Source organism: Pseudomonas azerbaijanoccidentalis (assembly GCF_019145495.1).
Lineage (GTDB): Bacteria > Pseudomonadota > Gammaproteobacteria > Pseudomonadales > Pseudomonadaceae > Aquipseudomonas > Aquipseudomonas azerbaijanoccidentalis.
This window is the reverse complement of record NZ_JAHSTU010000004.1, coordinates 275,309-294,912: the sequence shown is the minus strand read 5'-3', so window position 1 is coordinate 294,912 and position 19,604 is coordinate 275,309. Positions and strand designations below refer to the sequence as shown.

The window sequence follows — 19,604 nt, the reverse complement described above, 5'->3', positions numbered from 1 at the left end:
AAAGATCGCAGCCTTTGGCAGCTCCTACAAGTGAACACCATGCCAATGTAGGCGCTGCCGAAGGCTGCGATCTTTTTCGCGGGCAACGCAAATCCTTGAATACCACTATCGGCAGTTTTTGCCTTACTGCCATATGACGGACTCATTACAACCCTAGGATGGCTTCATCTGCCAGATGAGGTCCGTCCATGAACAATTCGATCGCAACTGCCCTGACCAACCCCGGCGCGCCGATGAAGGTGCGCGGCGTGCAGAAACGCTTTGGGGCGTTCACTGCGCTGGACAACGTTTCCCTTGATGTGGCGGCTGGCGAGCTGGTGTGCCTGCTCGGCCCGTCGGGCTGCGGCAAAACCACGTTGCTGCGTTGCATCGCTGGCCTGGAAAAACAGGACAGCGGCGAGTTGTTCCTGGGGGACCGGGACGTTTCCCACTTGGCCCCGCAGGCGCGGGACTACGGCATTCTGTTTCAGTCCTACGCGCTGTTTCCCAATCTCACCGTCGAAGCGAACATTGCCTACGGCCTGGCCGGCAGTGGCCGCGATCAAGTGCGTCAGCGGGTCGGGCAGATGCTGGAACTGGTCGGCCTGAGCGGCAGCGAGAAAAAGTACCCGGGCCAGTTGTCCGGCGGCCAGCAGCAGCGGGTTGCACTGGCCCGCGCGTTGGCACCGGCCCCCTCGCTGTTGTTGCTCGACGAACCGATGTCGGCCCTCGACGCTCGTGTCCGCGAGCATCTGTGCACTGAACTGCGTCAACTGCAACGCAGCCTCGGCATCACCACCCTGATGGTCACCCACAATCAGGACGAGGCCATGCTGATGGCCGACCGCATCGCCGTGATGAACAACGGCAAGGTCGAGCAGTACGCCACGCCGCAGGAAATCTACAACCGCCCGGCCACGCCGTTCGTGGCGGAGTTTGTCGGCCAGGGGAACTGGCTGCCCTTCCAGCGCAGCAGCGACAGCCACGCCCAGGTCGGCGGGATGAACGTGCGCCTGGCCGATGGCAGCGCCAAGACCGCTTCGGGCCGGCTGTTCTGCCGCCCTGAAGCGATCAACGTCAATCCTGTGGTGCACGAGGAAAACCTGTTCCCGGCCAAGGTTCGCGAAATCACCTTCCTCGGCAACCGCTGCCGCATGAGCTTCGAACTCGATCACCTGCCAGGTCACGCCTTGTTGGCCGAACTGGCACCGGAAGCCATGCCGCGCCTTGGCGCGCAGCAGATCATGGTCGCCTTGCCGCCGCGCAGCCTGCAGGTGTTTGCCTGATGAGCGCGAACATCGCGCTGCCGATACCGCACAAGCAGGCTCGGCAGGTTTCCCGCGCCGAGATTGGTGATCGGATCTTCGTGGTCGGCGGCAAAGTCCTCTTGCTGGTGTTGCTCGGCGTTGCCGTGTTAATGCCGTTGCTGGCGATTTTCTGGCGTGGCTTCAGCGCTGAGGCCGGGCAGGGTGGTGGTTGGCTCGCTGCGAAAGAGTTGGTGAGCAGCGAGAACTTCCACTGGTTGCTGGGTAACAGCCTGAAGGTTTCCCTCAGCGTCGCGGCCATCGTCGTACCGCTGGCCTACCTGTTTGCCTACGCACTGCAACGCACGTTGATTCCCGGTAAAGGCATTTGGCGTGGCATCTCGCTGCTGCCACTGATGGCGCCATCGATGTTGCCGGGGATTGCACTGGTTTACCTGTTCGGCAATCAGGGCCTGTTGCGCGGCCTGCTTTCGGACAACATCTATGGTTTCTGGGGCATTGTGCTCGGTGAGGTGATCTACACCTTCCCACACGCCTTGATGATCTTGCTGTCGGCATTGTCCCTGGCGGATGCGCGTCTGTTCGATGCGGCTTCCAGCATGGGCGCGAGTCCGGCCAAGGCGTTTCGCAGCATCACCTGGCCGGCGACCCGTCAGGCTGTTTTCGCTGCGTTCTGTCTGGTGTTCACCCTGACCATCACCGACTTTGGTGTGCCCGTGGTGGTCGGTGGCGACTACCAAGTGCTGGCGCTGGAAGCCTACAAAGCGGTGGTCGGCCAGCAACAGTTCGGTCGCGGTGCGTTGATCGGCATGGTGTTGCTGCTGCCGGCGCTGTTCAGCTTCGGGGTCGATGGCTGGCTGCGTCGCCGTCATGGCGATTCCATGAGTGGGCGGGCCCAAGTGTTCAAGCCGTTGCCGTCGAAGCTGCGCGACGGCTGCTACCTGACCATCGTGCTGCTGATTTGCGCCACCTTGCTGATGGTGTTCGGGATGGCGGTATTCTCGTCCCTGGTGAAATTCTGGCCGTACAACCTGTCGCTGTCGCTCAACCATTACCAGTTCAACGACACCGCCGGCGGTGGCTGGCTGGCCTACGGCAACAGCGTGAAGATGGCGTTGTGCACGGCGCTGATCGGCAGTGTGCTGATTTTCACCGGCGCTTATCTGATGGAAAAAACCAAGGGCCAGCGCGGCTTGAATCTGACGCTGCGCATGCTCAGTTTCGTGCCGATGGCGGTGCCGGGTCTGGTGCTGGGCCTGGGTTACGTCTTCTTCTTCAACCTCACCGGCAACCCGCTGCATGTGCTCTACGGGACCATGACCCTGCTGGTGGTCTGCACCATTGCGCACTATTTGACCACTGCGCAAATGACCGCCACCACTGCGCTGCGCCAACTCGACGCCGAGTTCGAAGCCGCTACGCTGTCGCTCAAGGCGCCGCTGTACCGCCACTACTTGCGCGTCACCGTGCCGATTTGCCTGCCGGCGCTGCTGGACATCGTGCGTTACCTGTTCGTCTCGGCCATGACCACCGTTTCGGCGGCGATCTTTCTCTACAGCCCCGACACCATCCTCGCGGCGGTGGCGGTGTTGAACATGGATGACGCCGGCAACGTTGGCGGCGCGGCGGCGATGTCGACCCTGATTCTGTTCACCTCGGCGGGCGTGTCCCTGCTGCTGGCCTGGGCCTCGCGCGGTTTGCTGCGCCGCTCACAGGCCTGGCGGCAGACCGCGCCCGGTCATTGAAACCGCACAACCCCTCAACTCAAAAAACAGGAAAAGATCATGTTCAAGCCTATGGCCCTGGCCGCTGCTGTCCTCACCGCTTTCAGCCTGAACGCCTTCGCGGCGAAAACCGAGTTGACGGTGTACACCGCCCTCGAAGCCGAACAACTGAAGACCTACAAAGAGGCTTTCGAAAAAGCCAACCCGGACGTCGAGATCAAGTGGGTGCGTGATTCCACCGGGATCATCACGGCCAAACTGCTGGCCGAAAAAGCCCGTCCGCAGGCTGACGCCGTGTGGGGCCTGGCGGCGTCCAGCCTGGCGATCCTCGATCAGCAAGGCATGCTGCAAAGCTACGCACCGAAGGACCTGGGCAAGATCGGCGCTAACTACCGCGACGCCGCCAACCCGCCAGCCTGGGTCGGCATGGACGTTTGGGCTGCGACCATTTGCTTCAACACCGTCGAAGCCGAGAAGCAAGGCCTGAGCAAACCCGTGAGCTGGCAAGACCTGACCAAGCCTGAGTACAAAGGCAAGATCGTCATGCCGAACCCGGCGTCGTCCGGCACCGGTTTCCTCGACGTCAGCGCCTGGCTGCAAACCTTCGGCGAGAAACAGGGCTGGGCGTATATGGACGGCTTGCACCAGAACATCGGTCAGTACGTTCACTCCGGCTCCAAGCCTTGCAAACTGGCGGCGGCTGGCGAATTCCCGATTGGTATTTCTTTCGAATACCCGGCCGTTCAGCTGAAACGCCAGGGCGCACCGCTGGACATCATCCTGCCGAAGGAAGGCCTGGGCTGGGAGATTGAAGCAACGGCTGTGATCAAAGGCACCCAGCACGAAGACGCGGCGAAGAAACTGGCTGACTTCTCCGCCAGCCCTGAGGCGATGGAGCTCTACAAAGAAAACTTCGCTGTGCTTGCGCAGCCTGGCATTGCCAAGCCGCAAACCGAGTTGCCGGCGGACTATGAGCAGCGTTTGATCAAGAACGACTTTGCCTGGGCGTCGAAGAACCGCGACGAGATCCTGACCGAATGGCGCAAGCGCTATGACGGCAAGTCCGAGAAAGTGGCGGCCAAGTAAGACCTTCATTGGCTGACAGGGCCTCATCGCTGGCAAGCCAGCTCCCACAATGGACGAGGTTAAACGCAAAATGTGTGAACACCAGTGAGCCCTGTGGGAGCTGGCTTGCCAGCGATAGCGGTCTACCCTTCACCACAAATTTCACTGATTGGGGGATTTTCGATGGGCCGCAACGAACAAGTGATCGCCGAGGTATTCGCCCTGTACGAACGCTTTGGCGCCAGCGACTACATCGGCGAACCGGTGTCGCAGATCGAGCACATGTCCCAGACTGCACAATTGGCCATGGCTGAAGGCTTCGATGACGAAGTGGTACTCGCCGCGTTTTTTCACGACATCGGGCACATCTGTGCCGAGAGTGCCGAGAACATGGGCGGCTTCGGTGTGGTCAGTCATGAGCGGCTTGGCGCGGACTTTCTGCGTCGCGCGGGTTTCAGCGAACGCCTGGCGCGGCTGGTGGAATATCACGTTCAGGCCAAGCGTTATCTGACGCTGCGGGAATCCGGGTACTACGAGCGCTTGAGTGAAGCCAGCCGGCGCACGCTGGAGTATCAGGGCGGCGTAATGAGCGAAGCCGAAGCTGACGCGTTCGAGCAGGACCCGTTGTGCGAGGTCAGTTTGCGCATGCGGCAGTGGGATGAGCTGGCCAAGGAGATGCACGTGCCGGTGATCGATCTTGAGGTGTTGAAGCGTAAGGCGGTCACCGTCCTGTCCCGCGAGGTCTGCTGAAGCGTCTGACGGTAGATGGAGAAAACACGCATGGTTTGCCTTGTTGGCAGAGTTCAAGCTGAGCTTTTCCCGAGGAGGCGAATGGATGCGTTTTTTGAAAGTGGTTGCACAGGATCGAAGTGAGAATGGGGCCGCCGACACGCTGCGGTTCCATTTTTTTGAAGATGAACAGTGGCTGCGTGACGCGACGGACGACGAAGTTCTGCGGCTGAAAACCTTTGGCGCTCACTACTTCAAGTGCCGGTGGTTCAACGACGGTGAAGGTGAGGAACGGCATCTGCGCCTGTTCACGCTAAACCCCACCGCCGACGGAACGCCGGACTCGGTGCACCTGCATTTCCATGAAGGCCCTAACGTTGCCTACAAGGCAGCTGTTCATGACCTCGACAACGATGACGCCTTCGAGATTGTACTGTGCTCCGATGTGGACAACGACGGACGTGCCAATCGCACGGATCGGACGCGGGTCAATGCGTTGGTCCGCGAATACCTGAAGTTGGATTGGCTGTGATCAACGTTTGAAACCGCATCACGGCCATCGCGATGGCGTCAGTCCAGGCATGCCTCTACAGCTGCTGAGCCAACACCTCAACCTGCTCCTGCCGCTCTGCCTGATTCACCTTCGCCTGAGGGTTCAGCGACGACCACTGCGGATGCGCCCGCGCTTTATTCAGGGCCTCGGGCAGCTTGCCTTCGCGCCAGGTTTTATCTTGGGGCGTGGCCACCTGGATGCTGTCCATCGCCGCATGCCCACGGGCATTCAGCGCTTGCAGCAATTGCCGTTGACGCAACGCCAGCAGGCGCAACACGTTGTCATCGACAGTCAATTCACGCTGGCCCTTGAGCTTGCCCAGCAAGCGGCTGCCATAACTGCGCGCGGTTTGCAGGGCGCCGCCGGCGATGGCTCCGGCCAGCGCCGCCGCGCCGAGGGTGATACCGCCTACCAGCAAATCGACCCCGGCGCCGGCAGCGGCGCCGGCAGCGATACCGCCACCGACCCGTACGCCCAGTTGCTTGAGGGTTTCGGGATTGAACAAATCGTCGCCCCAACGGCCATCCAGCAGCGGCAGATCACTGGCAGCGGCGTCCTGCGGACGGAAGGCGTAGAGCTTGAGCAGCGACTCGACGCAGCGCTGTTCCCGTTGACGCACGGCTTTGCGCAATTCACTGATGGCTTGTTGTTCCTGCTCGGCATCGGCGACCACACTGCGCCGGCAAGCCGCACAATCGATCAATAACTCGGCAATCAATCGCGTGGCACTTTGCTCGCGTGCCAGGCGTTGAGCGTGCTGATCGGCGATCAAACGCTCCAGTTGCGGCCGCGCGGACTCCAGCAGCAGGGCGAGGCTTTCATAGAGTCGGCGTTCGCCATCCTCCGGCGGCGCGACGCTGTCGAAGCGCACCAGCGCATGCAGGCCCAGCCGCGCCAGCGCTTCACGCCACGCCGGTTCACGATGGCTGGCGCTGCTGACGAAGTTCAGCACCGGCAGCAGCGGTTTGCCGCAACTGGCCAGCACTTCCAGCTCATCGCGGTACTTGGCCAACACCGGTTCCCGAGCGTCGATCACATAGAGGCCGGCATCCGAGGCCAGCAGCTGGCGCAGCACCTTGGCCTCCTGTTCGAAACGCTGGCGGGCTTCGCTGCCATCGAGGAAGCGGGCCAGGCGCGCCGGGCCGTCCAGTCTTTCGCCGGGCCGTTCCAGGTGTTCTAGGTAGTCGAGCAGGGCAATGGCGTCTTCCAGCCCGGGCGTATCGTAGAGGTCGAGCAGCGGCTCGCCATCCACCGACAACCGCGCACCTTCGACATGCCGCGTGGTGCTGGGGCGGTGCGACACTTCGCCGAAACCGACATCGCGGGTCAGCGTGCGCAACAGCGAGGTTTTGCCGACGTTGGTGTGGCCGACGACGGCGAGCTTCAGGGGCTGCTTGCTGGTGTCAGTCATGACCCGTCTCCAGCCAGTTCATCGGTGCGCAATCGGCGAAGGGCAGCTCCAGTTGTTGCAACGCCGCATGCCAGTCGCCAAGGCGTTCGGCATCCAGCGCTTCGCCGGGCGGTGCTTGCAGCAACCACACGCGGGTGGCGCTGGCGCTGCGGGCCAGTTCGGCAATCAGCGCCAGGCTGCCGCGATCCGGCGAGCGCCGTGGATCGCAAGCAATCGCTAATCGCGCCGGGGGAAAGCGGCTCAACTGTTCGAGAAGTTTGTGCCGTGATTCGCGGCTGTCGAGGATGCCGGCGTTGCTCACGTTGTTTGGCAATGGCGGTGGCCATGGGCGGTCGTCGTCCAGTTCGATGGCGACCAGCAACGCACCATCGCTTTGTTGTTCACTGACGCCGCTTTCGACCCGATGCAGTTGTTCCGGCGCCGCATCGCTGATGCCGAGACGTTCGCTGGTGGGCATCAACCGTTCACGCAGTTGCGCGTAGCCGGGCAGGTTCAAATCCAGGCGCAGCGCCGCTTGCCCGGATTTCCAGCGCCACAGGCACAACAGCGCCAGCAACAAGCGCGGTACCACGCCGTACACCAGCAACACGCCGACCAGCCATGCGGCCCAGGCCTGGCGCGCGCTTTCGATGTTGAGGGCGGCGTCGCCACTGGCGCGGATCATCTCCTCGGTCGGCACGCTGAAGCCGAGCAGGGCCGGCAGCGCTCCGAGGGCTTGGGTCACGGCAATAAAAGTATCGGCGCTGAGGATGGTGGTTTCCCAGACAAAGCCGTAGCGCCGGGTGGCCATCAACGTCAGCAGGATCACCAGTGCGCTGACCATCGCCAGCAACCACAGGCTGTTGACCAGCACGCCGATGGCCCAGCGATTGAGCTTCTGACGTTGCAGCAACAGCAGCAGGGCCGGCGCCAGTTGTGCGGCTTTGGAATCCCGGGCGAGTTTTTCACTGAGCCACAGCCACACGCGCCCGAGGCTGGCGCCGTGTTCACCGGCAAACACCAGACCTACGATCCAGCTCAGCAACAGAATCAGATTGAGCCCGAGCAGGCTGCCCAACGCCCAGAACACATTGACCGGGTGCAGACCGTCGCCCATCGCGGCAAAAGCCAGACCGGCGCCGCTGACCACAGCGAGCACCGCCATGACGATCAGCGCCAGGCGTGCGCCTTGCAGCCAGTGTTTCAGCGCTGCGCTCAGACCATCGCGCTCGGCCAGCCACAAGGCACGGCATTGAATGCGCGACGGCAAATCGCCGCCCGCGCTGCGGGCCAGTCGGTTGGCTTCCAGATCTTCCAGGGGACCTGCGTGTTCTTCGCGCAGGCGAATGGTTTCTGTCAGCCATAGGTTATTCAGTTCAGTCACGCGGCATCCCGTCGCTTAAATGAGCTGTGAGCATAACCGTTGTGGCGCTTATCGGCGAAAGCGCGGCTCTGGTATCCTCGCCGACATGACTAAATCACTCCCCCTCAGCCTGATCGCAGCCCTCGGTGAAAACCGCGTGATCGGCGTCGACAACAGCATGCCCTGGCACTTGCCGGGGGACTTCAAATACTTCAAGGCCACTACCCTCGGCAAGCCGATCATCATGGGTCGCAAGACCTGGGATTCCCTTGGTCGGCCATTGCCGGGCCGCCTGAACATCGTGGTCAGCCGGCAGGCGGATCTGCTGCTTGAAGGCGCGGAGGTTTATCCGTCGCTGGAAGCAGCCGTCGTTCGCGCTGAGGAATGGGCGAAGGAGCAGGGCGTCGATGAGCTGATGCTGATTGGCGGGGCGCAGTTGTATGCGCAAGGGCTGGCGCAGGCTGACCGGCTATACCTGACTCGCGTGGCGCTGAGTCCGGAAGGGGATGCGTGGTTTCCGGAGTTTGATTTGAACCAGTGGAAACTGGTGTCGAATGTGCCGAACCCGGCCGAAGGCGACAAGCCGGCGTACAACTTCGAAGTCTGGGAAAAAGCTTAAAAGCATCGCTGGCAAGCCAGCTCCCACAGGGACCACGGTGAAACACAACATGTGTGAACACCGCTGAACCTTGTGGGAGCTGGCTTGCCAGCGATAGCGGTCTATCAGGCACCGATCAAGCGTGCGCCAACTCCGAATGCTCATCGGCATCCAGCAACGCTTTATCCGTTTGCTGCATCACCTGGCTGGTAATTGCCCCCGCCGTCATCGACCCACTGACGTTCAACGCCGTACGCCCCATATCAATCAGCGGCTCGACCGAAATCAGCAACGCCACCAATGAGACCGGCAAGCCCATCGCCGGCAGCACGATCAACGCGGCAAACGTCGCACCGCCACCCACCCCGGCCACCCCGGCCGAACTCAGCGTGACAATCGCCACCAGCGTCGCGATCCACAGCGGGTCCAGCGGATTGATGCCCACGGTCGGCGCCACCATCACGGCCAACATCGCGGGGTACAGACCCGCACAACCGTTCTGGCCGATGGTCGCGCCAAACGACGCTGCAAAACTGGCGATGGATTGTGGAATGCCCAGACGGCTGGTCTGCGCTTCGATGCTCAACGGAATCGTTGCAGCGCTCGAACGGCTGGTGAACGCGAACGTCAGCACCGGCCAGATCTTGCGGAAGAAGCGCAGCGGATTGATCCCCGCCGCCGACACCAGCACACCGTGCACTACAAACATCAGGCCCAGGCCGATGTACGACACCACTACAAAACTGCCGAGCTTGATGATGTCTTGCAGGTTGGAACCGGCGACCACTTTGGTCATCAGCGCCAGTACGCCGTACGGGGTCAGCTTCATCACCAGACGCACCAGGCGCATCACCCAGGCTTGCAGAGTGTCGATGGCGTTGATCACTTTCTGACCTTTCTCTACGTCATCCTTGAGCAATTGCAGCGCCGCGACACCGAGGAATGCGGCGAAAATCACCACGCTGATGATCGACGTCGGCTTGGCCCGCGCCAGATCGGCGAACGGGTTTTGCGGGATGAACGACAGCAGCAGTTGCGGCACATTCAGGTCGGCGACCTTGCCCGCGTAATCGGTCTGGATGGTTTGCAGGCGCGCCATTTCCTGCGTGCCGGCTACCAGGCCTTCGGCGGTGAGGCCGAACAGGTTGGTCAGGCCGATGCCGATCAGCGCTGCGATGGCGGTGGTGAACAGCAGCGTGCCAATGGTCAGGAAGCTGATCTTGCCCAGCGATGATGCGTTGTGCAGGCGAGCCACAGCGCTGAGGATTGAGGCGAACACCAGCGGGATCACGATCATTTGCAGTAACTGCACGTAACCGTTGCCCACCAGATCGAACCAGCCGATCGACGCTTTCAGCACCGGGTTGCCGGCACCATAAACGGTGTGCAGCGAAACACCGAAGACCACGCCGAGTACCAGCGCGAGCAGGACTTTTTTCGCCAGGCTCCACGTGGTGTGACGGGTTTGCGCCAAGCCCACGAGCAGGGCGAGGAACACCAGCAGATTGAGAATCAGCGGCAGATTCATTGGAACTCCCATTAGACATGTGCCAACTGCCTTCCGGGGCAGCTGCGAACCGGCAAGCCTAACAGCTTGATATCTAATGAATTAATACCAAAAACATCTGGTAACTGTCGTTTTTGGAATAAGCCGGCGTCGCTCTCGGGGATGCACTTGGCGCAATGGGTACGTTCGCGGTCGCTGACAGACGAGGACTGTCACCGTTATTTGTTAGCGTCGATGTCTTTCAATCAGGGAAGCATGCCGATGAAGTTCGCACCGAAATTATTGGTCGCCGCACTTTGCCTGGGCCTCGCCGGTCAGGTACTCGCCACGGATCTGAAGCACTGGCCCGCCGATCAGGCCAAGGCACTGGATGCGATGATCGCGGCCAACGCCAACAAAGGTAACTACGCGGTGTTCGACATGGACAACACCAGTTACCGTTACGACCTCGAAGAGTCGTTGCTGCCGTTCATGGAGAACAAGGGCCTGATCACCCGCGACAAGCTCGATCCTTCCCTGAAACTGATGCCGTTCAAAGACACCGCCGACCACAAGGAAAGCCTGTTCAGCTACTACTACCGCCTCTGTGAAGTTGACGACATGGTTTGCTACCCATGGGTGGCCCAAGTGTTCTCCGGCTTCACGCTCAAGGAACTCAAGGGCTATGTCGACGAGCTGATGGCATCCGGCAAACCGGTGCCGGCCACTTACTACGAAGGCGACGTGGTCAAGAAGCTCGACGTCAACCCGCCGAAAATCTTCACCGGCCAGCAAGAGCTGTACAACAAACTGATGGAGAACGGCATCGAGGTCTACGTGATGACCGCCGCCTCCGAAGAACTGGTGCGCATGGTCGCGGCCGATCCGAAGTACGGCTACAACGTCAAACCGCAGAACGTGATCGGCGTGTCGCTGCTGCTCAAGGATCAAAAAACCGGCGAGCTGACCACCGCGCGCAAACAGATCACCGCCGGCAAGTATGACGAGACGGCCAACCTCGGTCTCGAACTGACCCCGTACCTGTGGACCCCGGCGACCTGGATGGCCGGCAAGCACGCGGCGATCCTGACCTACATCGATGAGTGGAAAAAACCGGTACTGGTCGGCGGCGATACCCCCACCAGCGATGGCTACATGCTGTTCCACGATGTCGACGTGGCCAAGGGCGGCATCCATTTGTGGATCAATCGCAAAGACAAATACATGACCCAGATCCAAGGCATGATGGCCAAACACGCTGCGGCCCAGGCCAAGGAAGGGCTGCCGGTGACGGCGGACAAGAATTGGGTGATCGTTACCCCGCAAGAGATCCAGTAACCCCGGGTTTCAACTGTAGGAGCTGCCGAAGGCTGCGATCTTTTGATTTTGTTTTTTAGGATCAATGTCAAAAGATCGCAGCCTTCGGCAGCTCCTACAGGGATCTGTGAAAAAATACCCCGCTCTTGGCGGGGTATTTTTTGTTCGACGGTTAAGCCTTACAGCCCGTCGAGCATCGCCTTGTTACGCACAGCACCCTTGTCGGCGCTGGTGGCCAGCAGGGCGTAGGCTTTCAGCGCGGTGGTCACTTTACGTGGACGCACTTCCACCGGTTTCCAGCCTTTCTTGTCCTGTTCGACCCGGCGTGCCGCCAGTTCTTCATCGCTGACCAACAGGTTGATCGAGCGGTTCGGAATGTCGATCAGTACTTTGTCGCCGTCCTGCACCAGGCCGATTGCACCACCGGCAGCGGCTTCAGGCGAAGCGTGGCCGATGGACAGGCCGGACGTACCGCCGGAGAAACGGCCATCGGTGAGCAGGGCGCAGGCTTTGCCCAGGCCTTTTGATTTCAGGTACGACGTCGGGTACAGCATTTCCTGCATGCCCGGGCCGCCTTTCGGGCCTTCGTAGCGAATGATGACGATGTCGCCTTCTTTCACTTCGTCAGCGAGGATGCCGCGCACGGCGCTGTCCTGGCTTTCGAAGATCTTGGCGTTGCCTTCGAATACGTGAATCGATTCGTCGACGCCGGCGGTTTTCACCACGCAGCCATCCAGCGCAATGTTGCCGTAGAGCACGGCCAAGCCGCCTTCTTGCGAGTAAGCGTGCTCGACGCTGCGGATGCAGCCGTTTTCACGGTCGTCGTCCAGGGTTTCCCAACGGGTCGACTGGCTGAACGCGGTTTGCGTCGGGATGCCCGCCGGGCCGGCCTTGAAGAAGTGGTGCACCGCTTCATCGTTAGTCTGGGTAATGTCCCACTTGGCGATGGCCTCTTCCATGCTGCGGCTGTGCACGGTTGGCAGTTGAGTGTGCAGCAAGCCGCCACGGGCCAGCGAGCCGAGGATGCTGAAGATCCCGCCGGCACGGTGCACGTCTTCCATGTGGTACTTCTGGATGTTCGGCGCGACTTTGCACAGTTGCGGCACGTGACGGGACAGGCGGTCGATGTCGCGCAGGTCGAAATCGATCTCGGCTTCCTGGGCAGCGGCCAGCAAGTGCAGGATGGTGTTGGTGGAACCGCCCATGGCGATGTCCAGGGTCATGGCGTTCTCGAACGCCTGGAAGTTGGCGATGTTGCGCGGCAACACCGACTCGTCGTTCTCGCCGTAGTAACGCTTGCACAGCTCGACGATGGTGCGGCCGGCCTGCAGGAACAGCTGTTCGCGGTCGCTGTGGGTGGCCAGGGTCGAACCGTTGCCCGGCAATGCCAGACCCAGCGCTTCGACCAGGCAGTTCATCGAGTTGGCGGTGAACATACCGGAGCACGAACCGCAGGTTGGGCAGGCGCTGCGCTCGTACTCGGCGACTTTCTCGTCAGAAGCGCTGGAGTCGGCGGCGATCACCATGGCATCGACCAGGTCGAGGCCGTGGGAAGCGAGTTTGGTCTTGCCGGCTTCCATCGGACCGCCGGAGACGAAGATCACCGGGATGTTCAGGCGCAGGGACGCCATCAGCATGCCAGGGGTGATCTTGTCGCAGTTGGAAATGCACACGATGGCGTCGGCGCAGTGGGCGTTGACCATGTACTCGACGGAGTCGGCGATGATCTCGCGGCTCGGCAGCGAGTACAGCATGCCGTCGTGGCCCATGGCGATGCCGTCGTCGACAGCAATGGTGTTGAATTCTTTTGCCACACCGCCAGCGCGTTCGATTTCGCGGGCGACCAGTTGGCCGAGGTCCTTGAGGTGGACGTGGCCCGGTACGAACTGGGTGAAGGAGTTGGCAATGGCGATGATCGGCTTTTTGAAGTCGTCATCTTTCATCCCCGTGGCGCGCCACAGTGCGCGGGCACCGGCCATGTTGCGGCCGTGGGTGGATGTTTTCGAGCGGTAATCAGGCATGAAGCACTCCGGGCGGCTAATCAGGTATCAAAAGGGAAGTGAGCTTCTAGTGACGTCTGGAACACTCAGAAATGGCCGTGTGTCCGGAAGTTGCCGATAACTTTGCGGGATCGCCGCGCGCTTCAGCTTGAGCTCATAAACCCGCCGGGGATGACTGGCGATGAATGTCGCGATTCTACACGGCTGGCGGCTGGAGGGAATGCTTGCAAGCGTGGAGAGAGTGTTCACTAGACGTGTGGGCAAGCGCTTTGAGTCATATCTCCTTTATGGGCTGGCGCAGGCTAATTGCTCCGTTCAGTCCCATTCCCAAGGCACTCAAAATCAAAAAGCACACGGCAAGGGCTGTTATCACATGGTCACTGACCATATTGATCACGGCGCTGATCAGGCCGCCGCACATGAAAATCAACAGGCTGCCGGCAGACGTCGCGGTGCCGGCGTGTTGCGGATAGAGGCTCATTGCCCTGGAGTTGGCGATGGGTCTGGAGATGGTGGTGCCAGCAGTGCAGATCAGCATGGGGATTAGCACGGTGGCGGCGGACAGGCCCAATTGCTGGTTCAGCCAGAGCATCACGAGGCCGGACAGAGCGATCAGACACAGGCCGATGCTGATTTGCGTGGCGCCTTCCAGATGTCGATGCAGAATGCTCGCAATAACCCCGCCGGCCACATAGGCCGCGCCATACAGCAACAGTGCCCAGGCGAACTGGTAGGCGGAAAGATTCAGGTACTCCATGAAAATGATCGGCGAAATGACGATGAACGAAAAGTGGCAGGCGAAAGCGAGGGCAGAGATTAGCCAATAGCCGGTAAAGCGGATATCGGAAAGGAGCATCCAGTACGCAGCGAAAAATCGTCGGGTTTGCCGCTCGCTGCTTCGGCTTTCTTTCAGCAGGAACGATGATCTAAGCCAGACAATAGCTGCCAGGCAGATGAATACATAAAAACTGCCTTGCCAGCCCAGATGCTGTTGCAGCCATGTGCCCATCAGCGGCGAACTGGACATGAAAATCCCGCCGGCTGTCGTCATCCAGATACGCAATCGTTCCAGCTCCCGGCCGCTGAACAGGTCCTGAACCAGTGCCTGAGACAAGGCAAATGATCCGCAGCCCACCGCCTGAATCACTCGAAAACCCAGGAACCAGGCGAAATCTGTGGCAAGCAGGCAGCCGGTGGCCCCTGCTACGGCAAGTGCCATTCCCCCCAACAGGAGCTTTTTACGGCCGAACATGTCGGACAACGGCCCGATCAGCAACAGGGAGAACGCCAGGCCGATGGCGAAGATGCTGACGGACAGGGCGATATCGGAGGGTGAGGTGCGGAAATGCTCGGAGAGGGCGGGAAAGGAGGGAAGAACGACGTCGAGAGGGAAAACGGCAAGTAGCGTCATCGCCATTAGCAGCAAAATGATCGACGACTTTTCTTTGGCGTGTAGGGGCGACGTCATCAATCAACGCTCTCGGTCCGTGAGGGGGAGATGAGAATTGATTTGTTGCGGGGGCAAGTCAATGCAGGTGATGCGGGACATTTCTGATACTGGTGTAGGAGCGAGCTGACTCGCTCCTACACGCAGGTATTGGTTAGCTGTTAGGCAGCAACCGGCAAGTAATGCTCTTGATATAACGGGTTTCGGCAATCGCCGGGTGCACCGGGTGATCCGGCCCCTGACCGCCGCGCTCGAGCATCTGGATGTTGCGGTCCAGGTGACGGGCGCTGGTCAGCAGAATGTTTTGCAGGTCGTCTTCCGGCAGGTGCATCGAGCACGATGCGCTGAACAGGATGCCGTCCTTGGTGAGCAGGCGCATGGCTTGCTCGTTCAGGCGGCGGTAGGCGCCTTCGCCGTTCTTCATGTCTTTCTTGCGTTTGATGAACGCCGGCGGGTCGGCGACGATCACGTCGAAACGTTCTTCGCTGGCTTTCAGTTCTTTCAGGGCTTCGAACACGTCGCCTTCGATGCAGGTCATTTTTTCGGCGAAGCCGTTCAGCGCGGCGTTGCGCTCGACGCCGTCGAGGGCGAAGGCCGATGCGTCGACGCAGAACACTTCACTGGCGCCGAACGCGGCAGCCTGCACGCCCCAGCCACCGATGTAGCTGTAGAGGTCGAGCACGCGTTTGCCTTTGGCGTAGGGTGCCAGGCGTGCGCGGTTCATGCGGTGGTCGTAGAACCAGCCGGTTTTTTGACCCTGGATGACCGGCGCTTCGAATTTCACGCCGTTCTCTTCCAGCGCGACCCACTCCGGCACCAGGCCGAAGACGGTTTCGACGTAGCGGTTGAGGCCTTCGGCGTCACGGGCAGCGGAGTCGTTCTTGAACAGAATGCCGCTTGGCTTGAGCACTTGGGTCAAAGCCGCGATCACGTCGTCCTTGTGGGCTTCCATGGTCGCCGAAGCGATCTGCACGACCAGGATGTCGCCGAAACGATCCACCACCAGGCCCGGCAGCAGGTCGGAATCGCCGTAGACCAGGCGATAGAACGGCTTGTCGAACAGGCGGTCGCGCAGCGACAGGGCCACGTTCAGGCGATGCACCAGCAGCGACTTGTCCAGCGGCAGCTTGATGTCACGCGACAGCAGGCGGGCGCAGATCAGGTTGTTCGGGCTCATGGCAACGATGCCTAGCGGCTTGCCGCCGGCGGCTTCGAGGATCGCCTGGTCACCGGCCTTGAAACCGTGCAAAGGTGTAGCGGCTACATCGATTTCGTTGCTGTAGACCCACAAATGACCGTTGCGCAGACGACGGTCGGCGTTGGCTTTGAGGCGCAGGCTAGGCAGGGACATGTCGTCGCTCCGGAAAAAAGAGCGGGAGTATAGCGTGTTGCGTAGGGGCACGGCGCGACGGATGGACATGCGGTGTACGGCCTGCGATTGGGTGAAACTTCATTCAATGGGTCGTCCAAGGTGTCGGATCCAACTTTTAGAAGCTAGAATCTGCGCCTGACCCAGAGTGTGTACTTATGTCCCAAGAGCTGACTCCCGAACAAATCCAGCAGTCCCTGCAAGGCATCAGTGTGCCGGCCCAACCGCAGATCATGGTGGATCTGCAGATGGAGCAGTACATGCCCGACCCGGATCTGGAGGTGATCGCGAAGCTGATTTCCCAAGACCCAGGTCTCTCCGGCTCGTTGTTGAAAATCGTCAATTCGCCGTATTACGGGCTGAGCAACAAAATCGCCTCGATCCAGCGGGCGGTGAATTTGCTCGGCAGCCGGTCGATCATCAACCTGATCAACGCGCAGTCGATCAAGGGTGAGATGAACGACGACACCATCGTCACCTTGAATCGCTTCTGGGACACCGCCCAGGATGTAGCGATGACCTGCCTGACCCTGGCCAAGCGCATCGGCATCGAAAACGGCGACGAAGCCTACGCCTTGGGTCTGTTCCATGACTGTGGCGTACCGCTGATGCTTCAGCGCTTCCCCAACTACATGGGCGTTCTGGAACAGGCGTATGCCGGTGCCAGTGCCGAGTGCCGGGTGGTGGACACGGAGAATCGTGAGTTCAACACCAACCATGCCGTGGTGGGTTATTACACCGCCAAGTCCTGGCGCCTGCCGGAGCATGTGAGCACCGCCATCGCCAATCACCACAACGCCCTGGCGATTTTCAGCGATGAGTCGTCGCGCAACAGTTCGCTGAAGAACCTGCTGGCGATCCTGAAGATGGCCGAGCATATTTGTGCGTCCTACCGGGTGCTGGGTAACCAGACCGAAGATCACGAATGGAACAGTATCTCGGCGTTGGTGCTCGATTATGTCGGTCTTTCGGACTACGACTTCGAGACCCTCAAGCAGACCATTCGCGACCTCGGCACTCACCGCTGAATGCCGGACAGTCTTCATTCAAGAGAGCGCCATGCCTGAACTGCCAGAAGTCGAAACCACCCGCCGTGGCATTGCACCGCACCTGGAAGGGCAGCGCGTCAGCCGGGTGATCGTGCGTGACCGGCGTCTGCGCTGGCCGATTCCCGAGGACCTGGATGTGCGTTTGTCCGGCCAGCGCATCGTGCTGGTGGAGCGCCGCGCCAAGTACCTGCTGATCAATGCCGAGGTCGGCACGTTGATCAGTCATTTGGGCATGTCGGGGAATTTGCGTCTGGTGGAAGCCGGTCTGCCGGCGGCCAAGCATGAGCATGTCGATATCGAGCTGGAGTCGGGGCTGGCCTTGCGCTACACCGACCCGCGCCGGTTTGGCGCGATGCTCTGGAGCCTCGACCCGCTCAATCATGAATTGCTGATTCGCCTGGGGCCGGAGCCGTTGACCGACCTGTTCGATGGCGAGCGTTTGTTCCAGCTGTCCCGTGGCCGTTCGATGGCGGTCAAACCGTTCATCATGGACAACGCGGTGGTGGTGGGTGTCGGCAACATCTACGCGACCGAAGCGCTGTTTGCTGCCGGGATCGATCCGCGCCGCGAAGCCAAAAGCATTTCCCGGGCGCGTTATCTGAAGCTGTCGATCGAGATCAAACGCATTCTCGCCGCTGCCATCGAGCGTGGCGGCACCACGCTTCGGGACTTTATCGGCGGCGATGGTCAGCCGGGGTATTTCCAGCAGGAGTTGTTTGTGTACGGTCGTGGCGCCGAGCCTTGCAAGGTCTGTGGCACCCTGTTGCGGGAAGTCAAACTCGGGCAGCGCGCCAGCGTCTTTTGCCCACGCTGTCAGAGCTGATCCGCCGACGGTCTATAGTCAGTATTCCGACTGACTAGCCGAAGGACCGAGCCATGAAGCTGTGTCGAACACTTGTCGCTGCGCTGCTGCTGAGCTTCGCAGCGGCAGCCGGTGCCAGCAGCGGCAGCGGTGATCCGCTCTACACCATCCAGAACCCACCGGCTTACGCGATGATTGGCGATCTGTTGATTGCCCGGCCGTTATTGGTTGCGGCGACGGTGATTGGTGCCGGGGTGTTTGTGGTGTCGTTGCCCTTTACCGCATTGGGCGGCGGCGTGGGCGATGCGGGGCAGGCGTTGGTGGTTGATCCGGCGAAGGCCGCGTTTGTGCGGTGCCTGGGGTGTATTGGGGAAGGGTTTGAGCAGACTGAGTGAGCTGATCTGGATTACTGGGTGCGGCTGATGGCCTCATCGCCAGCAGGCTGGCTCCCACAGTGGTTCTGCGTCGATCGCAAATTTCCACTGTGGGAGCTAGCCTGCTAGCGATAGGGCCCGAACAGGCGCTAGAGCATTCAGGCCTTGCCGGTAATCTTCCGGTACTTCTCCATCAACTGCTCTTCAGTCTCCGGATGCGCTTCGTCCAGCGGGATGCAATCCACCGGGCAGACCTGTTGGCACTGCGGCTCGTCGTAGTGGCCGACACACTGAGTGCACAGGTTCGGGTCGATCACGTAGATCTCTTCGCCCTGGGAAATGGCGGCGTTCGGGCACTCGGGTTCGCAGACGTCGCAGTTGATGCAATCGTCGGTGATGATCAGGGACATGCTAACTCCAGCCGGGGCGGCAGGCCCGGGCGCAATAAATCAATGCGCGTAATTGTGCCGCATTGGCGCCCGCAGTGCACGCGGGCGCCGATTGAGCGGTGATTACTTCTTGAAACGCTCGGTCAATGCATCCGCCACCGCAGGGTGGACGAACTTGGTGATATCTCCGCCCAAGGCAGCAATTTCACGGACCAGCGTCGAGGAAATGAACGAATAACGCTCGGATGGGGTAAGGAATAGACTTTCCACATCCGGGGCCAGTTGCCGGTTCATGTTGGCCAGCTGGAACTCGTATTCGAAGTCCGACACTGCGCGCAAACCACGCAAGAACACGTTGGCGTTCTGTTCTTTGGCGAAATGCGCCAACAGGGTCGAGAAGCCGACGACTTCAACGTTCGGCAGATGTTTAGTGACCTCGCGGGCCAGCTCCACACGTTGTTCCAGAGGAAACAACGGGTTTTTCTTCGGGCTGGCGGCGACGGCAATGATCACGTGATCGAACAGGCGCGAGGCGCGTTCGACCAGATCGCCATGGCCCTTGGTAATAGGGTCGAAGGTACCTGGGTACAACACTCGGTTCATCGCGTCGTCCTGGCGGGAGTGCGTTGGGGAGTCGGATGGTATCGCAGCCTTCCCGGTCGGCCAAGTCGCCTGTTGGGTAAGAAAGCACTATAGACGATGGGA

18 protein-coding genes are annotated in these 19,604 nt (G+C 60.6%); 10 read left to right on the top strand and 8 right to left on the bottom strand.

Annotated features, from left to right (window positions below):
- Positions 1-188 precede the first annotated feature (188 nt).
- The 5 genes from KVG88_RS15520 (at position 189) to KVG88_RS15500 (ending at position 5,294) form a co-directional block, all read left to right on the top strand.
- The gene (locus tag KVG88_RS15520) at positions 189-1,265 is read left to right on the top strand and encodes a putative 2-aminoethylphosphonate ABC transporter ATP-binding protein (RefSeq protein ID WP_217871962.1); all 1,077 of its coding nucleotides are present in this window, start codon (positions 189-191) and stop codon (positions 1,263-1,265) included.
- Positions 1,265-2,989 (top strand): putative 2-aminoethylphosphonate ABC transporter permease subunit, encoded by a 1,725-nt coding sequence (locus tag KVG88_RS15515; protein ID WP_217871961.1) that lies wholly within the window; start codon positions 1,265-1,267, stop codon positions 2,987-2,989. Before KVG88_RS15520 ends, KVG88_RS15515 begins: the two co-directional genes overlap by 1 nt.
- A 39-nt stretch (positions 2,990-3,028) precedes the next feature.
- Complete coding sequence (locus KVG88_RS15510; RefSeq protein ID WP_150701790.1) at positions 3,029-4,054, top strand: putative 2-aminoethylphosphonate ABC transporter substrate-binding protein; 1,026 nt, start codon at positions 3,029-3,031, stop codon at positions 4,052-4,054.
- 162 nt (positions 4,055-4,216) lie between these two features.
- Positions 4,217-4,783 (top strand): phosphonate degradation HD-domain oxygenase, encoded by a 567-nt coding sequence (locus tag KVG88_RS15505; protein WP_217871959.1) that lies wholly within the window; start codon positions 4,217-4,219, stop codon positions 4,781-4,783.
- Positions 4,784-4,868: 85 nt separating this feature from the next.
- Positions 4,869-5,294: a hypothetical protein gene (locus tag KVG88_RS15500; RefSeq protein ID WP_217871958.1), complete on the top strand. Its 426-nt coding sequence runs from the start codon at positions 4,869-4,871 to the stop codon at positions 5,292-5,294.
- Between the two features lie 55 nt (positions 5,295-5,349).
- Here KVG88_RS15500 and KVG88_RS15495 read toward each other — a convergent pair whose 3' ends face one another.
- A complete protein-coding gene (locus tag KVG88_RS15495; protein WP_217871957.1) occupies positions 5,350-6,726 on the bottom strand; it encodes a GTPase/DUF3482 domain-containing protein in 1,377 nt (458 codons plus the stop codon).
- Positions 6,719-8,089, bottom strand: coding sequence for a DUF2868 domain-containing protein (locus tag KVG88_RS15490; protein ID WP_217871956.1), 1,371 nt, complete (start codon positions 8,087-8,089; stop codon positions 6,719-6,721). The genes KVG88_RS15495 and KVG88_RS15490 overlap by 8 nt, the downstream gene beginning before the upstream one ends.
- Before the next feature lie 85 nt (positions 8,090-8,174).
- Between KVG88_RS15490 and KVG88_RS15485 the strand changes: the two genes are divergently transcribed.
- Complete coding sequence (locus KVG88_RS15485) at positions 8,175-8,687, top strand: dihydrofolate reductase (protein WP_217871954.1); 513 nt, start codon at positions 8,175-8,177, stop codon at positions 8,685-8,687.
- 115 nt (positions 8,688-8,802) lie between these two features.
- On the opposite strand, the gene KVG88_RS15480 is transcribed toward KVG88_RS15485, so the two are convergent.
- Positions 8,803-10,194 carry an L-cystine transporter gene (locus KVG88_RS15480; RefSeq protein ID WP_150701784.1) on the bottom strand — a complete coding sequence of 464 codons (1,392 nt, stop codon included), beginning with the start codon at positions 10,192-10,194 and terminating at the stop codon, positions 8,803-8,805.
- A gap of 240 nt (positions 10,195-10,434) precedes the next feature.
- Between KVG88_RS15480 and KVG88_RS15475 the strand changes: the two genes are divergently transcribed.
- The gene (locus tag KVG88_RS15475; protein WP_150701783.1) at positions 10,435-11,490 is read left to right on the top strand and encodes an HAD family hydrolase; all 1,056 of its coding nucleotides are present in this window, start codon (positions 10,435-10,437) and stop codon (positions 11,488-11,490) included.
- A gap of 158 nt (positions 11,491-11,648) precedes the next feature.
- Here the strand turns inward: KVG88_RS15475 and ilvD are convergent, their stop codons facing one another.
- The 3 genes from ilvD to KVG88_RS15460 all read right to left on the bottom strand — a co-directional run bounded on the left by ilvD (position 11,649) and on the right by KVG88_RS15460 (position 16,267).
- Positions 11,649-13,490 (bottom strand): dihydroxy-acid dehydratase, encoded by a 1,842-nt coding sequence (gene ilvD / locus KVG88_RS15470; RefSeq protein ID WP_008048311.1) that lies wholly within the window; start codon positions 13,488-13,490, stop codon positions 11,649-11,651.
- Between the two features lie 253 nt (positions 13,491-13,743).
- Complete coding sequence (locus KVG88_RS15465) at positions 13,744-14,937, bottom strand: MFS transporter (protein WP_150701779.1); 1,194 nt, start codon at positions 14,935-14,937, stop codon at positions 13,744-13,746.
- 133 nt (positions 14,938-15,070) lie between these two features.
- Positions 15,071-16,267, bottom strand: a complete 1,197-nt coding sequence (locus KVG88_RS15460) for a class I SAM-dependent rRNA methyltransferase (RefSeq protein WP_137807381.1) — start codon at positions 16,265-16,267, stop codon at positions 15,071-15,073.
- Between the two features lie 230 nt (positions 16,268-16,497).
- Here KVG88_RS15460 and KVG88_RS15455 point away from each other — a divergent pair, with 230 nt between their 5' ends.
- Genes KVG88_RS15455 through KVG88_RS15445 form a run of 3 tightly spaced genes read left to right on the top strand, consistent with a single transcriptional unit; the run spans position 16,498 to position 18,531 of the window.
- Positions 16,498-17,313 (top strand): HDOD domain-containing protein, encoded by an 816-nt coding sequence (locus KVG88_RS15455; protein WP_191630463.1) that lies wholly within the window; start codon positions 16,498-16,500, stop codon positions 17,311-17,313.
- Between the two features lie 31 nt (positions 17,314-17,344).
- On the top strand, positions 17,345-18,157 hold the full coding sequence (gene mutM, locus KVG88_RS15450; protein WP_150701777.1) for a bifunctional DNA-formamidopyrimidine glycosylase/DNA-(apurinic or apyrimidinic site) lyase: 813 nt from the start codon (positions 17,345-17,347) through the stop codon (positions 18,155-18,157).
- A gap of 53 nt (positions 18,158-18,210) precedes the next feature.
- Positions 18,211-18,531: a multidrug transporter gene (locus tag KVG88_RS15445; protein ID WP_217871953.1), complete on the top strand. Its 321-nt coding sequence runs from the start codon at positions 18,211-18,213 to the stop codon at positions 18,529-18,531.
- Positions 18,532-18,668: 137 nt separating this feature from the next.
- Here the strand turns inward: KVG88_RS15445 and KVG88_RS15440 are convergent, their stop codons facing one another.
- The gene (locus KVG88_RS15440) at positions 18,669-18,920 is read right to left on the bottom strand and encodes a YfhL family 4Fe-4S dicluster ferredoxin (protein WP_003195146.1); all 252 of its coding nucleotides are present in this window, start codon (positions 18,918-18,920) and stop codon (positions 18,669-18,671) included.
- A 102-nt stretch (positions 18,921-19,022) separates the two neighbouring features.
- Complete coding sequence (gene coaD, locus KVG88_RS15435) at positions 19,023-19,502, bottom strand: pantetheine-phosphate adenylyltransferase (protein WP_007975368.1); 480 nt, start codon at positions 19,500-19,502, stop codon at positions 19,023-19,025.
- Positions 19,503-19,604: the final 102 nt, after the last annotated feature.

Coding starts and splice junctions, on each gene's coding strand:
- KVG88_RS15520 (WP_217871962.1), top strand. CDS start 189: ATGAACAATTCGATCGCAACTGCCCTGACCAACCCCGGCGCGCCGATG.
- KVG88_RS15515 (WP_217871961.1), top strand. CDS start 1,265: ATGAGCGCGAACATCGCGCTGCCGATACCGCACAAGCAGGCTCGGCAG.
- KVG88_RS15510 (WP_150701790.1), top strand. CDS start 3,029: ATGTTCAAGCCTATGGCCCTGGCCGCTGCTGTCCTCACCGCTTTCAGC.
- KVG88_RS15505 (WP_217871959.1), top strand. CDS start 4,217: ATGGGCCGCAACGAACAAGTGATCGCCGAGGTATTCGCCCTGTACGAA.
- KVG88_RS15500 (WP_217871958.1), top strand. CDS start 4,869: ATGCGTTTTTTGAAAGTGGTTGCACAGGATCGAAGTGAGAATGGGGCC.
- KVG88_RS15495 (WP_217871957.1), bottom strand. CDS start 6,726: ATGACTGACACCAGCAAGCAGCCCCTGAAGCTCGCCGTCGTCGGCCAC.
- KVG88_RS15485 (WP_217871954.1), top strand. CDS start 8,175: ATGACTAAATCACTCCCCCTCAGCCTGATCGCAGCCCTCGGTGAAAAC.
- KVG88_RS15480 (WP_150701784.1), bottom strand. CDS start 10,194: ATGAATCTGCCGCTGATTCTCAATCTGCTGGTGTTCCTCGCCCTGCTC.
- KVG88_RS15475 (WP_150701783.1), top strand. CDS start 10,435: ATGAAGTTCGCACCGAAATTATTGGTCGCCGCACTTTGCCTGGGCCTC.
- ilvD (WP_008048311.1), bottom strand. CDS start 13,490: ATGCCTGATTACCGCTCGAAAACATCCACCCACGGCCGCAACATGGCC.
- KVG88_RS15465 (WP_150701779.1), bottom strand. CDS start 14,937: ATGACGTCGCCCCTACACGCCAAAGAAAAGTCGTCGATCATTTTGCTG.
- KVG88_RS15460 (WP_137807381.1), bottom strand. CDS start 16,267: ATGTCCCTGCCTAGCCTGCGCCTCAAAGCCAACGCCGACCGTCGTCTG.
- mutM (WP_150701777.1), top strand. CDS start 17,345: ATGCCTGAACTGCCAGAAGTCGAAACCACCCGCCGTGGCATTGCACCG.
- KVG88_RS15445 (WP_217871953.1), top strand. CDS start 18,211: ATGAAGCTGTGTCGAACACTTGTCGCTGCGCTGCTGCTGAGCTTCGCA.
- KVG88_RS15440 (WP_003195146.1), bottom strand. CDS start 18,920: ATGTCCCTGATCATCACCGACGATTGCATCAACTGCGACGTCTGCGAA.
- coaD (WP_007975368.1), bottom strand. CDS start 19,502: ATGAACCGAGTGTTGTACCCAGGTACCTTCGACCCTATTACCAAGGGC.